This is a genomic window from Paenibacillus sp. V4I5, from assembly GCF_030817255.1.
GTDB lineage: Bacteria > Bacillota > Bacilli > Paenibacillales > NBRC-103111 > Paenibacillus_E.
Genome location: NZ_JAUSZB010000002.1, coordinates 1,882,363 through 1,897,439, shown reverse-complemented (window position 1 = coordinate 1,897,439; position 15,077 = coordinate 1,882,363). Strand labels below are relative to the sequence as shown.

The following is a 15,077-nucleotide window of genomic DNA, read 5'->3' as shown; positions in this document are numbered from 1 at the left end:
TAAAAGACTTGTCTTTTAATGTATTGGCTCTTTAAAATAGATGTAGACTTGAAAATCGAGAGGAGAACGACATGAAAACAATCCGTGAATTAGAAACAAAGCTAGCTCAGCCTTCGTCCGCTTTAATCAATGATATTGCTGCACTAGATGGAGATATTCTGTTACTTGGTATTGGCGGTAAGATGGGACCTAGTCTGGCTAGGTTAGCCATGAACGCAATTAAAGAAGCCGGTGTAAATAAAAAGGTGATTGGCGCTTCGCGGTTCTCTTCCGAAGGATTAAAGCAGGAGCTGGAAGCAGACGGTGCTGAAACAATTTCCGTTGATTTATTGAACGATCAACAGCTTCAGCAGCTGCCTGATGTGAAGAATGTTATTTATATGGCGGGAAATAAATTTGGCACAATGGGGAATGAGCATTTTACATGGGCAATGAATGCTTACCTCCCAGGACGTGTTGCAGAAAAATATAAAAACTCTCGTATTGTCGCTTTTTCTACAGGGAATGTGTACCCATTCACACCGGTTGCTCACGGAGGAGCTACAGAAGATACGGCGACAGGTCCGATCGGAGAATATGGCCAATCTTGTTTGGGACGTGAGCGGATTTTTGAGCATTTTTCCCGTAAGTATAATACGCCATTGACCATTTTCAGACTTAATTATGCGGTGGATTTGCGCTATGGCGTGCTTTTGGAAATAGCTAAATCGGTTAAAGCTGGCAAACCTATCAACATCACCATGGGAAATGCGAACTGTATTTGGCAGGGTGATGCGAATGAAATGGCTATTCGTTCCTTGAATATATCCAGTTCCCCACCTACATTCTTGAATGTATCCGGTCCTGAAACTTTATCGATGCGTTGGGCGGCAAATATGTTTGGCCAAAGATTTGGTGTGGAACCTATCTTTGTTGGAGAAGAATCACCAACTGCTTTATTGAGCAATTCCGCAAAAGCTCACCAGCTTTTCGGTTATCCTCAGGTTTCCATGCAGCAAATGATTGAATGGACCGCGGAGTGGTGTTTGGCCGATGGTCATACTTGGAATAAACCAACCCATTTTCAAGAGAGGGAGGGGAAATATTAAAAATGAGTCTTATAAAACCACTTTGTGCGGAAAAAAACAAGGCGCTGCATGAGGGATTGGTCATTCCCGCACATCCGCTAGCTTTAAACGCTGCAAGAGAGTTGAATGAACGCAGGCAAAGAGCACTGACACGTTATTACATGTCTTCGGGTGCGGGCGGCATCGCAGTAGCTGTGCATACGACACAGTTTGAGATCAGGGACAAGGAGCATAATCTCTTCGAAAAGGTGCTGAGACTAGCATCCGAAGAAGTAAAGAATGCAAAGCTAACCAAGCCCTTCCTTCAAATAGCCGGTATATGCGGTCCAACAGATCAAGCCGTTTACGAAGCGGAAACAGCAGCGGGTCTCGGATATGATCTCGGTTTAGTCAGTATGGGAGGACTTCAGAGTTGGACAGAGAAGGACTTACTGAAGCGAATTGCTAAAATCGCGGAAATCATTCCGGTATTCGGCTTTTATCTGCAGCCTTCTGTCGGTGGAAGAGTATTAAGCTACGATTTCTGGAAAGAGTTTGCGAACATCTCTGGCGTGGCTGGTATCAAAATGGCACCGTTTAACCGTTATCAAACGATCGATGTCGTGCGTGCCGTATGTAATTCCGAGCGGAGAGATGAAATCGCTTTGTATACAGGCAATGATGATAATATTGTGAATGATCTACTGACCACTTACCATTTTGTCGTTAATGGAAACAAGGTTGAGAAAAAAATAGTAGGCGGTTTGTTGGGTCATTGGTCTGTTTGGACGCAAAAGGCTGTTGAACTTTTGGATGCCATTAAACTTGTACGAAACGATGAAAGTCTAAATTCCCACTGGTTGACGCGAAATATTGAAGTAACGGACTCCAATGCGGCATTTTTTGATACAGCGAATGGATTTGCAGGTTGTATAGCCGGGATTCATGAAGTGCTTAGGAGACAAGGTCTTCTGGAAGGGCGTTGGTGTTTGAATCCCGAAGAAGAGCTGTCTAACGGACAAATGGAGGAAATTAACCGTATTTATCGGGATTATCCGAATTTGAACGACGATGAATTTGTGAAGAGGCATTTATCCGAATGGTTAGCAGAATGATTGTGGATGGGAGGATTTATTGAAGATGTCTGAGAAACCGATTCGAATTGGTATTATAGGTCTCGATTCATCGCATGCTCCTGTTTTTACGCAATTGCTAAATGATAAGAACCATGCTTATCATGTGCCTGGCGCGGAAGTAACGGTTGCTTTTCCAGGAGGTTCACCCGACTTCGAGATGAGTTATTCGCGAGTGGAAGGGTTTACGGAGCAGGTTCGCGACAAGTATGGTGTGAAAATCGTCGAGTCACCGGAGGAAGTGGCTGATGCTTGCGATGCTATTCTGATGGTGTCGGTCGATGGAAGGGTTCATCTCGAGCTGTTTCGCCGCGTCGCTGCTTATCGCAAACCGGTTTTCATTGATAAGTCAATGGCTCTTTCTTCTGCCGATGCGAAGGCAATCGTGGAACTAGCACAGCTGCATGGCATACCGATGATGAGCTGTTCTTCGCTTCGTTATGCCGAAGCAATGACGGAGGCGCTGCTGGAATCTGAAAACGGCAGCATTATCGGTATGGATTGTTATGGTCCGCTTGCGATGCAACCCACGCAGCCGGGGCTGTACTGGTATGGCGTACATACGGCTGAGATGCTTTTTAAAACGCTGGGCAAAGGTTGTGTGAAGGTTTCGGCAGTTACAACTGAGGAGCACGATCTCATTACCGGCGTCTGGGAAAATGGTATCATCGGTACAATTCGCGGTAATCGCAAAGGCAACTCAGAATTCGGCGCATTGCTGCATAGGGAAACCAAAACGCAGTTTATCGATGTGTATCGACATCCGAAACCGTATTATGCCAGCTTAATGGAGAAAATTATGAGCATGTTTGTAACAGGAACACCTGATATCGATATGGAAGAGACGCTGCAGATCATGCGATTCTTGGAAGCCGCCAATGAAAGTCGTGAATCCGGTTTAGAGGTATATCTGTAGAATCGGGAAAGGATGAAACGGCTATGCAAAAAGCAGAATTAAGAGTAGCGGTGCTTGGTGCGGGTATTATAGCCAAAGAACATTTTAATGCTATCCGAGCAACGACAGGATTTGCAGCTTGCGCGGTTGTAGATATCAATCTCGATAAAGCGAATGAAATCGCCCAGCTTTATGACATAATGGCTTATAACGATTACCGGGAAATGATCAAACAGGAAAGACCGGAAGTGGTGGTCATCGCATTGCCTCACTATTTGCATAAAGAGACAGCTGTGTTTGCGGCGGAATATGGATGTCATTTGATGTTGGAGAAACCTATGGCTTTGTCCGTAGCAGAATGCGATGAGATCATCCAAGCTAGTCGTAAAGCGGATATTCGCATCTTGGTCGGACATACGCAGCACTACATTGCTGAAAATATACAAGCCAAAAGGATCATCCAAAGTGAAGAATTAGGAAAACTCGTCATGATTCATGATGTCAGACATACGAATTACTTCCAAGACTCGCGTCCACAATGGTTTCTCGAAAAAGAGAAATCAGGCGGTGGCATTCTGGCCAATTTGGGTACGCACTCTATTGATAAAATTCAGTGGCTGACAGATCGTACGGTCCGTAAATTAAGGTCATCTGTGAGTTATCATGGAAGCAGGGGCAATGTAGAAGGCAGCGGTATGATTTATCTGGAACTTACTTCAGGGATTCCTGCGACGATTGTTCAATCGGGTTATCTAGGGGCATCACGCAATGAAACGGAGATTATGTTTACAGGTGGTATGCTGAAACTAGTAACCGGTGAAAGCTTATGGATAAGTCGAGGCGGTGAGTATGAGAAGCTGGAACCATCAAACACGGCTGCTCCCTTCGAACTGCAATATTCCGATTTGCTCACGGCCATACGGGACCACTCGGAAACAAGCTGCTCTCCAGAGTATGCGCGAGGCGTCATAGCTGCACTTGAGGCTGTATACCGTTCTGCAGAAACGGGTTTGGAACAGTTAGTTGATCGGGAAATTGGATCATGAAAAATGGATAAAAGACAGTAATGGCAATCCGCTCAAGGTACAGTTAAAAGACAGCCAAGGAAATCTGATGGACAGCGGCAGCGTGAAATACTATGCGGGAGGCTGGCTGACATTTGGCAACACAACTGGCGGAGAAATCAGCAAGGAGTTATTGCCTGGTTCGTATACCTTCGGTATGACTTATGGGGGAACGTACAAAGAAATTGTAAATAACATAGCAACAAATCCAACTGTAGTATTAATTGGATGGAGGAGCTCGCTTTCGTGGCGGCTTCTCTTTTTTATTTTTGAATAACCTGCAAAATAATATTGAATATACATGCATATTTATGTATAATTATGCAATATTGAAATGGAGGGAATTATGAATGCCACTTATCGTGAGAGACGCAGAACCTGATGATGAATACAGTTTGACCGAATTAATGTATGAATACATTGTAGGCTTTTATCAGAAACCTAGGCCAGCCGATGGAAAAATACATAAGTTGATTCAAACCCTTTTAGAGAAACAAGTAGGTATACAGTTTGTCGCAGAACAAGATGGAAAGCTTGTCGGCTTTGCTACCTTATACTTCGCATTTAGTACGATGAAAGCGGAAAAAATTACCATCATGAACGACCTTTATGTCATTGAGCCATTTAGAGGTACAGAAGTGGAATCAGAATTGTTTTTAGAATGTCAAGGTTACTCAAAGGATCAAGGATATGCGTATATGTCTTGGGTAACGGCTCCTGATAATAAACGAGCTCAACACTTTTTTGAGAAAATGGGTGGGGTTCAAGGGGATTGGGTTAACTATTCAATCGTCTAAGTCATAGTGATTAATCCGGCCGCTGGTCCGTTCGAATTAAGGATCAACGGCTTTTTTCATACACGGAATGTCCTTCGATAAGCGGAAGGGCTTATTTGCATGTGCTGTGAGAAGACACGGCTGAAGTAGAAGGCATTCTGAAAGCCGCACTGCTCAGCAATGGCATCAAGTGTGTCTGGCGTTTCGGCCAGCAGCAAGCGTGCTCGGGATAGTCGAACCTTTGTTGCATACCGAATAGGTGACATCCCATACGCAGCTTGAAAACGCCGAGTAAGCTGAGATGCGCCAATACCAAGTGTGACAGCTAAGGCCTGCAAGGACAATTCATGTTCAAAAGCCCGCATTTCAATATAAGCAGCCGCTTGATTCATCAAGGGATCAGACGTTCCGGATTGCTTACGCTGCGCTGTGAGCTGCTCCCGATTTGCCATGAAAAGCAGGTCTTCAATGAGATGATGAACGACCTCCCACTGATGATTGCCATGATCCTCCGCTTCCTGCCATTCTTGCATATATTGAAAAGTGGAGCTGAGCCTACCGACATCCTTGATGCGGATTTTACCTGGCAGCGTCCAACTGCTGTCTAACGTGAATTCGGCGAAATGAAAAGAGATCGGTTCAAGAGCAAGACGTCTGAGCGTTTGGCCGGGCTGGCAAAAAACAAGTTCCCCGAATTCGGCAATCTGCTCACCTTGTTCATCGCCCTCTAAAGTGAAGGAGAATCGACCCGATTGGGCAGCGAGCATCCCCCAGCCTTCATAAGTGTCCTCGGATAGAGAAAATTGCTCTCTTTGTTTACCAAAATAATACCGTCTAATTTGGAGCTTTCCAATCATGACTCACTCTCCCGTTTCATGCAAAAAAGTATATGAATTAGTATAACCTAGTGCATGGATTAAGGGAATACAAGGCTGTAATATAAGGTTATAAGAAAGTCAATCACACAGTGTGAGACGCAAAAAAACAAATGAGAGGTGGAGAATTCCATGAGAAAGAAATCTTTGAGTATTTTAACAGAAGAGAAGATTCAAACGTATAACGAGCAGGGGTACTTAGTACTGCGGGGTGTATTTTCAGAACATGAAGCGAAAGTCATCCAAACGGAATGCGATCAATTGCTTACATTAAGCGATTATACCGATAAGTTTAACATTCGTGCCGGTCATAAAATCTACGCGGATGGCCGAGTTGCGATCGAACGTCTGGACCCAGTTCATGATATCTCCGCGGTATTTGCTGATTTAGTGGAGGATGAGCGCATTTTATCACCGCTTCGCGATATTTATTTGGATGAACCGCTTCTTTTCAAGGATAAACTCATTTTTAAGCTCCCAGGCGCGAATGGCTACTCTATGCATCAGGATGCTTCTTGGTGGCAGGGCTTCCCTATTGAAGGTCTGATCTCGGTGATGGTAGCAATTGATGGAGCGACAACGGCAAACGGCGGGTTGGAATTGTTCCCAGGCTATCATGAAAGATTGCGTTCCACGCCAGGTGAGCTGCGTAACATGAATGCGGAAGAAATTGCAGAGATTGATCCTAAAAAAGGTGTTATCGTAGAAACAAATCCAGGTGATGTGATCATCTTCCATTCGTTTACACCTCATCAAAGTGGGGTTAACTTGTCCGACGTAAGCCGCAAACAGTTGTATTTGACGTACACGCCTAGCAAGAATGGGAATCTATATAAAGCGCATTACCAACACTACCAACGCTATAATTTAAAAGGTAAGGACACTTCCAGTTATCATTTTCTGTAGAACAAAAGAGATCTGCCATCGACGGTAGATCTCTTTCATCCCTATAGCATAAATAAATGTTGTAATCGGAGGCGGAGCGAATGATAAGTAAATCTGCATTGATTCTTCAGCAGGATTCTCTCGTATCCTTCTGGGACTTTCAAGAAGCTGAAGGCCAGTCACGAGTGGCAAAAGGGCCTTTTCCTTATGTTTTGGATGAAATGTCCGGACCGATAAGAAGGGTTGAAGATGGCGTCTTAGGGACTTGCGCGGCAAAATTTGAATACGGCCAATGGTTCAACTTGCCTCGTAAAGATTGCCCAGCATTAGATTTCCACGGACTGGATGCAAAGCTGACCATCATCGCATGGCTAAAACGAGAAAACAGAGTAAACGGGCAGTGCGAAGCGATAGCCGGCATGTGGAATGAAACAGAGAAGAAGCGCCAATATGCCATGTTTCTTAATCTGAGGATTTGGGAAAGTGGAGATCAGGTGGGAGGCCATGTCTCTGTTGAAGGCGGTCCGACACAGGGACACTCGTGGTGTATGACAACGGCGATTGGAGCAACACCTCTGGCTAAGGATAAGTGGTACGCGCTTTCGTTCACGTATGACGGCACCTATGCCAAGGTGTATGTGGACGGCGTGCTGGACGAGAGGGAAACCTACAACCCTTACCTATATGACAAAGGTCTGTTCAATGGAGGAATTACGGGTGCTGACTTCACCGTAGGCGCTGTGAATCGTTCCGGGAAGATGGGCAATTTCTATGCCGGATTACTGGGTGGACTTGCTGTATTTAATAAAGCGTTAACCGACAAAGAGATTCGGTTGTTATCGATTGAATAATGAGGCGACTGAGCTTACAGCGAGCGCTCCGTGAGCCGAAGCTCGCCGAAAGAGTCTGAGAAGGCGGAAATCGACTTCTCAGTAACCCATCCCGCGCGTCCTCGCTAAATAAGCTCGGAAAATGCGCTTATGCAGGCGCCCCCGAACAAATAGGCGCGGAAACCGCGATTACAGGAGAGCTCCGCGAGCCGAAGCTCGGATAAAAGTTCTCAGCCCCAACCCGCCAAACCTTCCCAACTAGCAAGCACATGCTGTGCTACTCTATAGCAGCGCACACGAGCATGACCATCCCCGGCTGGTTCAAGAAGTGATTTCTGATACATCTCTTTTAGAGTCTGTTGTGCTTTTCTTTGTCCGAACTGAAATTGTTGTTGAACATCAACGGGTTTGATTGCTCTCCCCAACTTGTGGGCAAAACGTATGACTTCTTTTTCTATATAATTTATCTCTATTACGTGGTTAAATACATCTCCAAAGTGTCGGCCAACGCATTGCTGGATTAATTGCTCGCACATACGAGGCCGATTTTTTACGTCATCATAAGAGAAACGGAAAATTTTCCAACCATCAAAACAAGGTGGTTTTGTCGAATTAATTGGTCTGAGAATTGGGAGCGACTGATATCAGCGAAGTGGGGACCAAAGCCATCAATTTCAATCGCTAGTCTGAGTGAGTGGCGAAGAAAAGCGAAATCCAAAAAGCGCGTACCATCGCGAAAATCTTCGATCTCATATTCCGGATGCAAGTTTTGAAAATGTCCAAATGCGTTCCACCAAATCTGCTCAAGAAACAACTTCTCCGCATGTCCATGACCCTCCTTTAGTCGCTTTAATCGTTCCCCGCCCCTCATCGAAATGTGCTTAGTTATAAAGACTTCATGTGCATTTTCAAATTCATATTGCACAAAATTTAACAATTGTATGACCACACCATTTTTCTGACATACATTTTCTCTCAGCATATTTTTTTTCTTAAAATTCCTTCACTTGGGGAATAATACCTTTAACTCAAAAAGGGTTATTTCACAGGGGGGTTATTAAGATGAAAAAATTACTCGCAACAACAGCTGTTACGGTATTACTCCTGACTTCGATAGGATGTGCTTCGAATACACCAAACACAACACCGCCTGCATCTTCGCCGAGTAAGGCCGAAATTACGATCGGCACAGAAGGTACATATGCACCTTTCACGTTTCATGATAAGGCTGGTAAGCTTACGGGGTTTGATGTCGAGACGGCAGAAGAAGTATGTAAACGGATTGGCATGACGCCGCGATTTGTTGAAACCAAGTGGGATGGCATGATTGCGGGACTCGATGCGAAGCGGTATGACATGGTGGCCAACGAAGTGGCTGTTCGCGCGGATCGTTTGGAGAAGTACGATATGTCGACGCCTTATATTGTTTCCCGTGCTGTTCTTGTGGTGAAAGCGGATAATACGAATATCAAAACGTTAGATGACCTTAAAGGTAAGAAGGTTGGTCAATCCCTCGATAGTAATTATCGGAAAATAGCAGAAGAGCACGGCGCCGCAATTACCGGTGTGGAGGGTTTTAATCAAGCGATTGATCTACTGACTTCGGGCAGGATCGATGCGACGCTCAACGATAGTTTATCCTTTTTGGATTTGAAAAAGCAGCGTCCTGAACTCCCGATCAAAACGGTTTATGAGGAGCCGTCCGCAACGAGCAACGCTTTTTTATTCCGCAAAGGAAGCACGGATTTAGTTAGTAAAGTAAATAAAGCTCTGGCAGACATGAAATCGGACGGAACGTTGGTTCAAATTTCACAAAAATGGTTCAATGCCGACGTAACGAAGTAAGGACCTAGCCTAATGACAAATGAACGTCTTGAGCGAATAATAGGGATCCTGTCCGATTCCTTCTTTCCTATTATAAAGGCGGGGCTTATGTACACAGTTCCGCTTACTTTAATCACATTTGCACTAGGACTTAGCTTGGCATTCATCACGGCGCTTGCTCGCTTATCGGATTTTGCCATACTACGGGCGATAGCGAGATGCTATGTTTGGGTTTTCCGCGGCACGCCATTGCTTGTCCAGTTGTTTATTCTTTTTTATGGTTTTCCAAGTTTGGGAATAACACTGGATCCTTTTCCGACAGCTATTATCGGGTTTACGTTAAATAAAGGAGCTTATAGCTCTGAAATTATTCGCGCCGCGATATTGTCGATTCCAAAAGGCCAAAGTGAAGCAGCTTATTCGATTAATATGACGAAATGGCAGGCGATGAGGCGCATCATTTTACCCCAGGCTGTGCGCGTCGCTATTCCTCCACTAGGAAATTCCTTCATAAGTTTAATCAAAGACACATCTTTGGCCGCCACGATTACGGTTACGGAAATGTTTCAGAAAGGGCAGCAGATTGCGGCTGTTACCTATGAGCCATTATGGCTTTATATCGAGGTGGCCTTCGTTTATTTAGTTTTCAGTACCGTTCTTTCCTATTTCCAAGCCAAACTTGAGATCCACTATGAACGAAACATTGCCAAGTAAGGGAGGGGCCAGCATGATTCGAATGGAAGGTATACATAAACATTTTCATGACCTCCACGTCTTGAACCATATTGATTTGGATGTTGAAAAAGGGAGCACGACCGTTGTTATCGGACCTTCCGGTTCCGGCAAAACGACCCTATTGAGATGTCTTAAATTATTGGACTTTCCCGATCAGGGGTCCCTCTCGATTGCCAAAGCGACGATGACATTCTCAAGTGAAGTCAAACTGAATAAGACTGACATTCGTTCCATCCGTAAACACACCGGTATGGTGTTCCAGAACTACAACTTATTTCCCCATTTAACTGTCTTGCAAAATATTATGGAAGGTCCTGTTATTGTCCTTAAACAATCTCCGAAAACCGCTAAAGATAAGGCTTTATCCATCTTAGATAAGGTTGGACTTCGGGATCGTGCCGATCATTATCCTCATCAGCTGTCTGGTGGACAACAACAACGGGTAGGGATTGCTCGGGCCATGGCGATGAATCCTGAGGTGCTATTATTCGATGAACCCACGTCTGCGCTTGATCCGGAATTGGTAGGTGAAGTGCTAAAGGTGATGAAGGATCTAGCTTTCGAAGGAATGACGATGGTCATTGTGACACATGAGATGGGCTTCGCCAAAGAAGTGGCGGACCAGGTTGTCTTTATGGATCAAGGGGCGATTGTGGAGAGAGGAACGCCAACCGATATTTTTGATACTTCAACGAATGAGCGGACCATGCAATTCTTGAGAAAAGTGAATCGGAAAACAGATTAAGATGGACTGATGTCCTCAATGGAAGGAAAATGAAGTTTTCTGTCGAATCCTATATCCAGTCAACCTAGAGACAGTTATAAGGTTGTTGTGAGTATAGAGGGGTCGTTTATATGATAAATCCTGCGAATAGATTACTTGATGTTAAGACACTCCTAAGCATGATGGATAATATGGAAGACTCGATTTACATCATGAGCGTTGATGGATCTGATATCAAATACTATTATGTAAATCATGCTGCTACGAAATTCAGTGGAATAACGATGGATGCTGTCGGACTAACATTTTTTGATACAAACTCAAGCCAGATGGCGAACTATTTACATAAGAAATATACGAGAGTGGTTACCGAACGGCGAACCATTAAGTATGAGGATGGCGTTGTTCTACCCAATGGTATGTTAAGCGGAGAAAGTATACTTACGCCTATTTTCAATGAAAGCGGTGACATGGAGTTCATCGTTACTGTTACTCGTGATATTACCGAACGTAAAAAACAAGAAAATATGCTTTATCATTACGCCTATCATGACGATCTTAGCAAGCTTTATAATCGAAGATTCCTGCTTGAGCATGTGCACAATCCAGCGAACATTTATTTGCTTGATTTGGACTATTTCAAAAACATAAATGATATTTTCGGACATGATGTAGGTGATACTGTACTTGTAGAGGTCGCTAACCGTCTTGTTGAGAAATTCGGTACGGATTATATCCTTGTAAGATTAGGTGGAGATGAATTTGTCGTCGTAGCAATGGGGGAACTTGGACCAGCTGAGGAGACTGCCGACCAAATTAATCAACTTTTTGTGGCTCCCTTTACGGTAAATGATCATCCGATGAAGTTAAGCGTAAGTATTGGTGTGGCTCAAAGTGTAAATAGTGAAACCATCCAAACCCTCTTAAAGCAAGCGGATATTGCCTTGTATAAGGCCAAAGGAGCGGGAAGAAAAAGATTTCATATTTTCGAAGCTTCATCTAAATACGATCATGTTGAGAATTTCATTCATGAGCTTGCTCTCTCAAGTGCGGTTGAAAAAGAAGAATTACATTTGCATTATCAGCTTATTTACAATCCGGTTCGGGAGGAAGTCATTGGAGCCGAGGCTCTACTAAGATGGAACTCAGCCAACATGGGAATGATCCAACCCAGTGACTTTATTCCGGTCGCCGAGGAAACGGGATTGATTATTCCGATTGGATACTGGGTCATCAGGCAAGCTTGTAAGGATTGGCATCTTTTAAAAGCCGATTATGGTCCTCAATTTAAAATTTCGGTCAACATTTCAAGGATTCAACTAAACGAACACCTTTTCGTTGATCAAATGCTTCAAATATTGGAAGATGAGCATGTAGACCCACGTGTAGTGGAATTAGAAATAACGGAAAGCACGACGATTCACTCAATGGAAGATGTCCAGCAAACGTTGCGTAGATTGCGCGCTGAAGGATTTACCATCGCCTTAGATGATTTCGGAACCGGTTATTCCTCGTTAAGCATGTTAACCTTACTGCCGATAGATAAGTTAAAGATTGACAGGTCTTTCATTTGGGAAATGAATGTCTCTCTAATTTCAGCCATTTTAGCCATGGCCAATGCACTGAACCTGCAAGTAATCGCAGAAGGCATCGAGACGTATGAACAATATAGGATGTTAAAGGAAATGAAATGTTGGGGAGTACAGGGTTATTATATCAACAAGCCAGCCCAATTTGACTTATTACCCAAACAGGTTGTTGCTAGAAAGTAGATGAGAGGTCAACGTCCAGTGTACGCGCTGGTGATGTTGATCTTTTTTTGCTTACATGAGGAATATGATACAATTTTTTGTTGAATTGCCTTCGTGGATGTTCCTTTTGATATTGACGCAGCTATGTAAAAGTAAAGGCGCACGAGTCATCCCCTTTTTGGGCTTATTTGATCCTGCCTAGTTTTTCAAATAGCTCGTATCACTTCAAGCCCGATGTCTGTATACCTCTGTACCAAATGATCATCCGTTAGAGAATCAGTAATCAATAGATGGATCTCTTTGGCAGAGGCAAACGAAATGAGTGCCGTTTGTTCGAATTTTGTATGATCCGTCAAGAGAATCACTTTTTTGGCCGATTTGATCATTCTTTTTTTGAGCTCAGCCTCGTCTCTATGGAAAACGGAGATTCCCCGTTCCAAATCAATGCCTGTACATCCCAAGAAGGCGATGTCTACATTTAATTCATCGACCATTTGAATCGCACTGGGCCCGATAATCGTAAAAGTGCCTTTGCGGCGATATCCGCCTAATATGCACAATTCAATTCCGTTGCTTTCGGCTAAAGTAGACGCAATTTTGGTGTCATTTGTAATGACCGTCAGCACACGATTTTGAATGAGCTTTGCTAGCTCAAGAGTCGTTGAGCCTCCGTCCAACAAAATAATTTGCCCGTCCTCGATCCATTTGTAAGCTTCTGCGGCAATTTGCTCTTTCTCACCCTGCTGTCTGATTCTTCTTTTATGAATGGGCAGCATGGAATGGGAGCTTTCGACGAGAACAGCTCCTCCGTGTACTCTTTTTAGAATACCGGCAGCCTCTAATTTCTCTAAATCCTCGCGAATGGTTTTCTCCGTAACCTGATAAGCTTTACTAAGCTCCGAAACCTTAATGGACCCCATCTGATTTAATGATTCAATGATCTTGGAATGTCTAACCTCTGATAACATTACGCACCAGCCTTCATTCGTTGTCGCTGCACGGGTTGTCATGTGCACATATGTTTGAAATTGTTTGATTACTAAATGATAAGAGTATAACAAAAAAAACAGCAATAATATACCCAAGCCTACATAAAGAAAGTCCATATACAATCCTTGCTGGATCATGTATCTTGTTAAAATTGACATATCGCATCGTACAAGGAAATGAGGAAATGCTCATGTTATCAGCTATGAATAAGCTAACCGCTATTAAACTTCCTTTTTGGGTTATGTTTATGAATACATTCAGTATGGCTGTCGGGTTTTATATGATGATTCCGCTGCTTGCTTCGTATTTACTGCACGATCTACTGTTAACTGTCACGATGGTTGGCGTCATATCGGCTATCCGTAGCTTCAGTCAACAAGGGTTGTCTGTTTTCTGCGGTACATTGGCCGACAGACTTGGGTATAAGCGAACGATATTGATTGGCTTGTTTATCCGTACCTTCGGTTTCGGACTTTTCGGATTCGTGGATCATATCCCGGGTTTAATCCTAGCATGCTTCTTCTCGGGATTAGGCGCAGCTTTATTTCAACCAGCCAGTTATGCCTATTACGCAGCGCTTTCAACACCGCAAAACCGGATTACGGTTTACTCGATACGTGAAATGTTAAGTAATCTGGGATTTGTGGCGGGTCCGATACTGGGCGCTTTTTTAATGGGCTTTCATTTTCAATATGTTAGTATTACGGCCACGCTAATTTTTGTGTTTTCATTCTTGTTAAGTCTTTTCTTCTTGCCGCAGATTAAAACTGAACAAACAAAAGCCGATTACGAAGGTATGCTGCCACAGCTTAAAAAAGTGCTGCAGAACCGCAGCTTTCTACGATTCATGGTGTTTACTTTGATATCCTGGTCGCTCGTAGCACAGCTGTACATTGCCGTTCCATTTCGGGTGAATCAGATTGCTGCAGGAGCCAATATTGGATTCATTTATAGCTGTGGAGCCATCGTAATGGTACTTCTGCAGGTTCCGTTTTCTAAATTCAGTCAAACTAAAATGCAGCCCTTTGGCGTGCTATCACTAGGTACGTTACTCATTTCGGCGGGGCTGTTCACCATCGGGATGTCGGGCTCGATGTTGGGGATTTATGCAGGGGTCATTTCATTCATGCTCGGGCAAGTGTTTTGGCAGCCAATGATGAATACAATGGTGTCTGATTTCGCTGGGACAGGCAGTATAGCCAGTTATTTTGGTTTTAATAGTTTTGCATTATCCATCGGCGCTATGATTGGTAATGTAGGCGGGGGTTATTTGTACGACTTGGGGAGCATGCTCGGTTGGGGTTCTCTACCTTGGTTTAGCTTCTTTATAATTGGGCTAGTAAATATTTGGTTTATGCTTAAAGAACAAAGGTCATCTAGCGTCCAACAGGTTTCACAGATTTAAGTCGGAAAAACGCTGGAGGATGGAATGGGCTAACATTCAAAATGAAAGCCTTTTTTTGACCATATAATCCATGGATATGCTCATCCTATGCATTCTACCTCAGCTAAAATCGTGCTATCCTGATTGCATATGACACGAAGGAGG

The 15,077-nt window shown here is 43.8% G+C and carries 16 protein-coding genes; 13 read left to right on the top strand and 3 right to left on the bottom strand.

The annotated features are described in order from the left end of the window. The first annotated feature begins 71 nt into the window (after positions 1-71). The 6 genes from QFZ78_RS10795 to QFZ78_RS10770 all read left to right on the top strand — a co-directional run bounded on the left by QFZ78_RS10795 (position 72) and on the right by QFZ78_RS10770 (position 4,935). Positions 72-1,088 carry an NAD-dependent epimerase/dehydratase family protein gene (locus QFZ78_RS10795; protein ID WP_307547321.1) on the top strand — a complete coding sequence of 339 codons (1,017 nt, stop codon included), beginning with the start codon at positions 72-74 and terminating at the stop codon, positions 1,086-1,088. A gap of 2 nt (positions 1,089-1,090) precedes the next feature. Further along, complete coding sequence (locus QFZ78_RS10790) at positions 1,091-2,161, top strand: dihydrodipicolinate synthase family protein (RefSeq protein ID WP_307547320.1); 1,071 nt, start codon at positions 1,091-1,093, stop codon at positions 2,159-2,161. Positions 2,162-2,186: 25 nt separating this feature from the next. Next, a complete protein-coding gene (locus QFZ78_RS10785; protein WP_307547318.1) occupies positions 2,187-3,095 on the top strand; it encodes a Gfo/Idh/MocA family protein in 909 nt (302 codons plus the stop codon). Between the two features lie 23 nt (positions 3,096-3,118). Next, a complete protein-coding gene (locus tag QFZ78_RS10780; RefSeq protein WP_307547316.1) occupies positions 3,119-4,120 on the top strand; it encodes a Gfo/Idh/MocA family protein in 1,002 nt (333 codons plus the stop codon). Continuing rightward, positions 4,098-4,415 carry a hypothetical protein gene (locus tag QFZ78_RS10775; RefSeq protein ID WP_307547314.1) on the top strand — a complete coding sequence of 106 codons (318 nt, stop codon included), beginning with the start codon at positions 4,098-4,100 and terminating at the stop codon, positions 4,413-4,415. Before QFZ78_RS10780 ends, QFZ78_RS10775 begins: the two co-directional genes overlap by 23 nt. A 73-nt stretch (positions 4,416-4,488) precedes the next feature. Next, positions 4,489-4,935 (top strand): GNAT family N-acetyltransferase, encoded by a 447-nt coding sequence (locus QFZ78_RS10770; RefSeq protein ID WP_307547312.1) that lies wholly within the window; start codon positions 4,489-4,491, stop codon positions 4,933-4,935. Between the two features lie 56 nt (positions 4,936-4,991). Here the strand turns inward: QFZ78_RS10770 and QFZ78_RS10765 are convergent, their stop codons facing one another. After that, positions 4,992-5,771: a helix-turn-helix domain-containing protein gene (locus QFZ78_RS10765; RefSeq protein WP_307547310.1), complete on the bottom strand. Its 780-nt coding sequence runs from the start codon at positions 5,769-5,771 to the stop codon at positions 4,992-4,994. Positions 5,772-5,921: 150 nt separating this feature from the next. Here QFZ78_RS10765 and QFZ78_RS10760 point away from each other — a divergent pair, with 150 nt between their 5' ends. Together QFZ78_RS10760 and QFZ78_RS10755 are read left to right on the top strand one after the other, a co-directional pair. Next, positions 5,922-6,695: a phytanoyl-CoA dioxygenase family protein gene (locus tag QFZ78_RS10760; RefSeq protein ID WP_307547308.1), complete on the top strand. Its 774-nt coding sequence runs from the start codon at positions 5,922-5,924 to the stop codon at positions 6,693-6,695. A gap of 80 nt (positions 6,696-6,775) precedes the next feature. Beyond that, positions 6,776-7,525, top strand: a complete 750-nt coding sequence (locus tag QFZ78_RS10755) for a LamG domain-containing protein (protein WP_307547306.1) — start codon at positions 6,776-6,778, stop codon at positions 7,523-7,525. Positions 7,526-8,054: 529 nt separating this feature from the next. On the opposite strand, the gene QFZ78_RS10750 is transcribed toward QFZ78_RS10755, so the two are convergent. Further along, positions 8,055-8,441: a hypothetical protein gene (locus QFZ78_RS10750; protein ID WP_307547304.1), complete on the bottom strand. Its 387-nt coding sequence runs from the start codon at positions 8,439-8,441 to the stop codon at positions 8,055-8,057. 125 nt (positions 8,442-8,566) lie between these two features. Here QFZ78_RS10750 and QFZ78_RS10745 point away from each other — a divergent pair, with 125 nt between their 5' ends. The 4 genes from QFZ78_RS10745 (at position 8,567) to QFZ78_RS10730 (ending at position 12,559) form a co-directional block, all read left to right on the top strand. Continuing rightward, positions 8,567-9,349 carry an amino acid ABC transporter substrate-binding protein gene (locus tag QFZ78_RS10745; protein WP_307547302.1) on the top strand — a complete coding sequence of 261 codons (783 nt, stop codon included), beginning with the start codon at positions 8,567-8,569 and terminating at the stop codon, positions 9,347-9,349. A 12-nt stretch (positions 9,350-9,361) separates the two neighbouring features. Next, positions 9,362-10,042 carry an amino acid ABC transporter permease gene (locus tag QFZ78_RS10740; protein ID WP_307547300.1) on the top strand — a complete coding sequence of 227 codons (681 nt, stop codon included), beginning with the start codon at positions 9,362-9,364 and terminating at the stop codon, positions 10,040-10,042. 13 nt (positions 10,043-10,055) lie between these two features. Further along, complete coding sequence (locus QFZ78_RS10735; RefSeq protein ID WP_307547298.1) at positions 10,056-10,808, top strand: amino acid ABC transporter ATP-binding protein; 753 nt, start codon at positions 10,056-10,058, stop codon at positions 10,806-10,808. A 110-nt stretch (positions 10,809-10,918) separates the two neighbouring features. After that, entirely contained in the window at positions 10,919-12,559 is a 1,641-nt protein-coding gene (locus QFZ78_RS10730; RefSeq protein ID WP_307547296.1) for a putative bifunctional diguanylate cyclase/phosphodiesterase, read from the top strand. Between the two features lie 185 nt (positions 12,560-12,744). Here QFZ78_RS10730 and QFZ78_RS10725 read toward each other — a convergent pair whose 3' ends face one another. Further along, the gene (locus tag QFZ78_RS10725; RefSeq protein WP_307547294.1) at positions 12,745-13,506 is read right to left on the bottom strand and encodes a DeoR/GlpR family DNA-binding transcription regulator; all 762 of its coding nucleotides are present in this window, start codon (positions 13,504-13,506) and stop codon (positions 12,745-12,747) included. Positions 13,507-13,670: 164 nt separating this feature from the next. Between QFZ78_RS10725 and QFZ78_RS10720 the strand changes: the two genes are divergently transcribed. Continuing rightward, the gene (locus tag QFZ78_RS10720; RefSeq protein WP_307547291.1) at positions 13,671-14,933 is read left to right on the top strand and encodes an MDR family MFS transporter; all 1,263 of its coding nucleotides are present in this window, start codon (positions 13,671-13,673) and stop codon (positions 14,931-14,933) included. Positions 14,934-15,077: the final 144 nt, after the last annotated feature.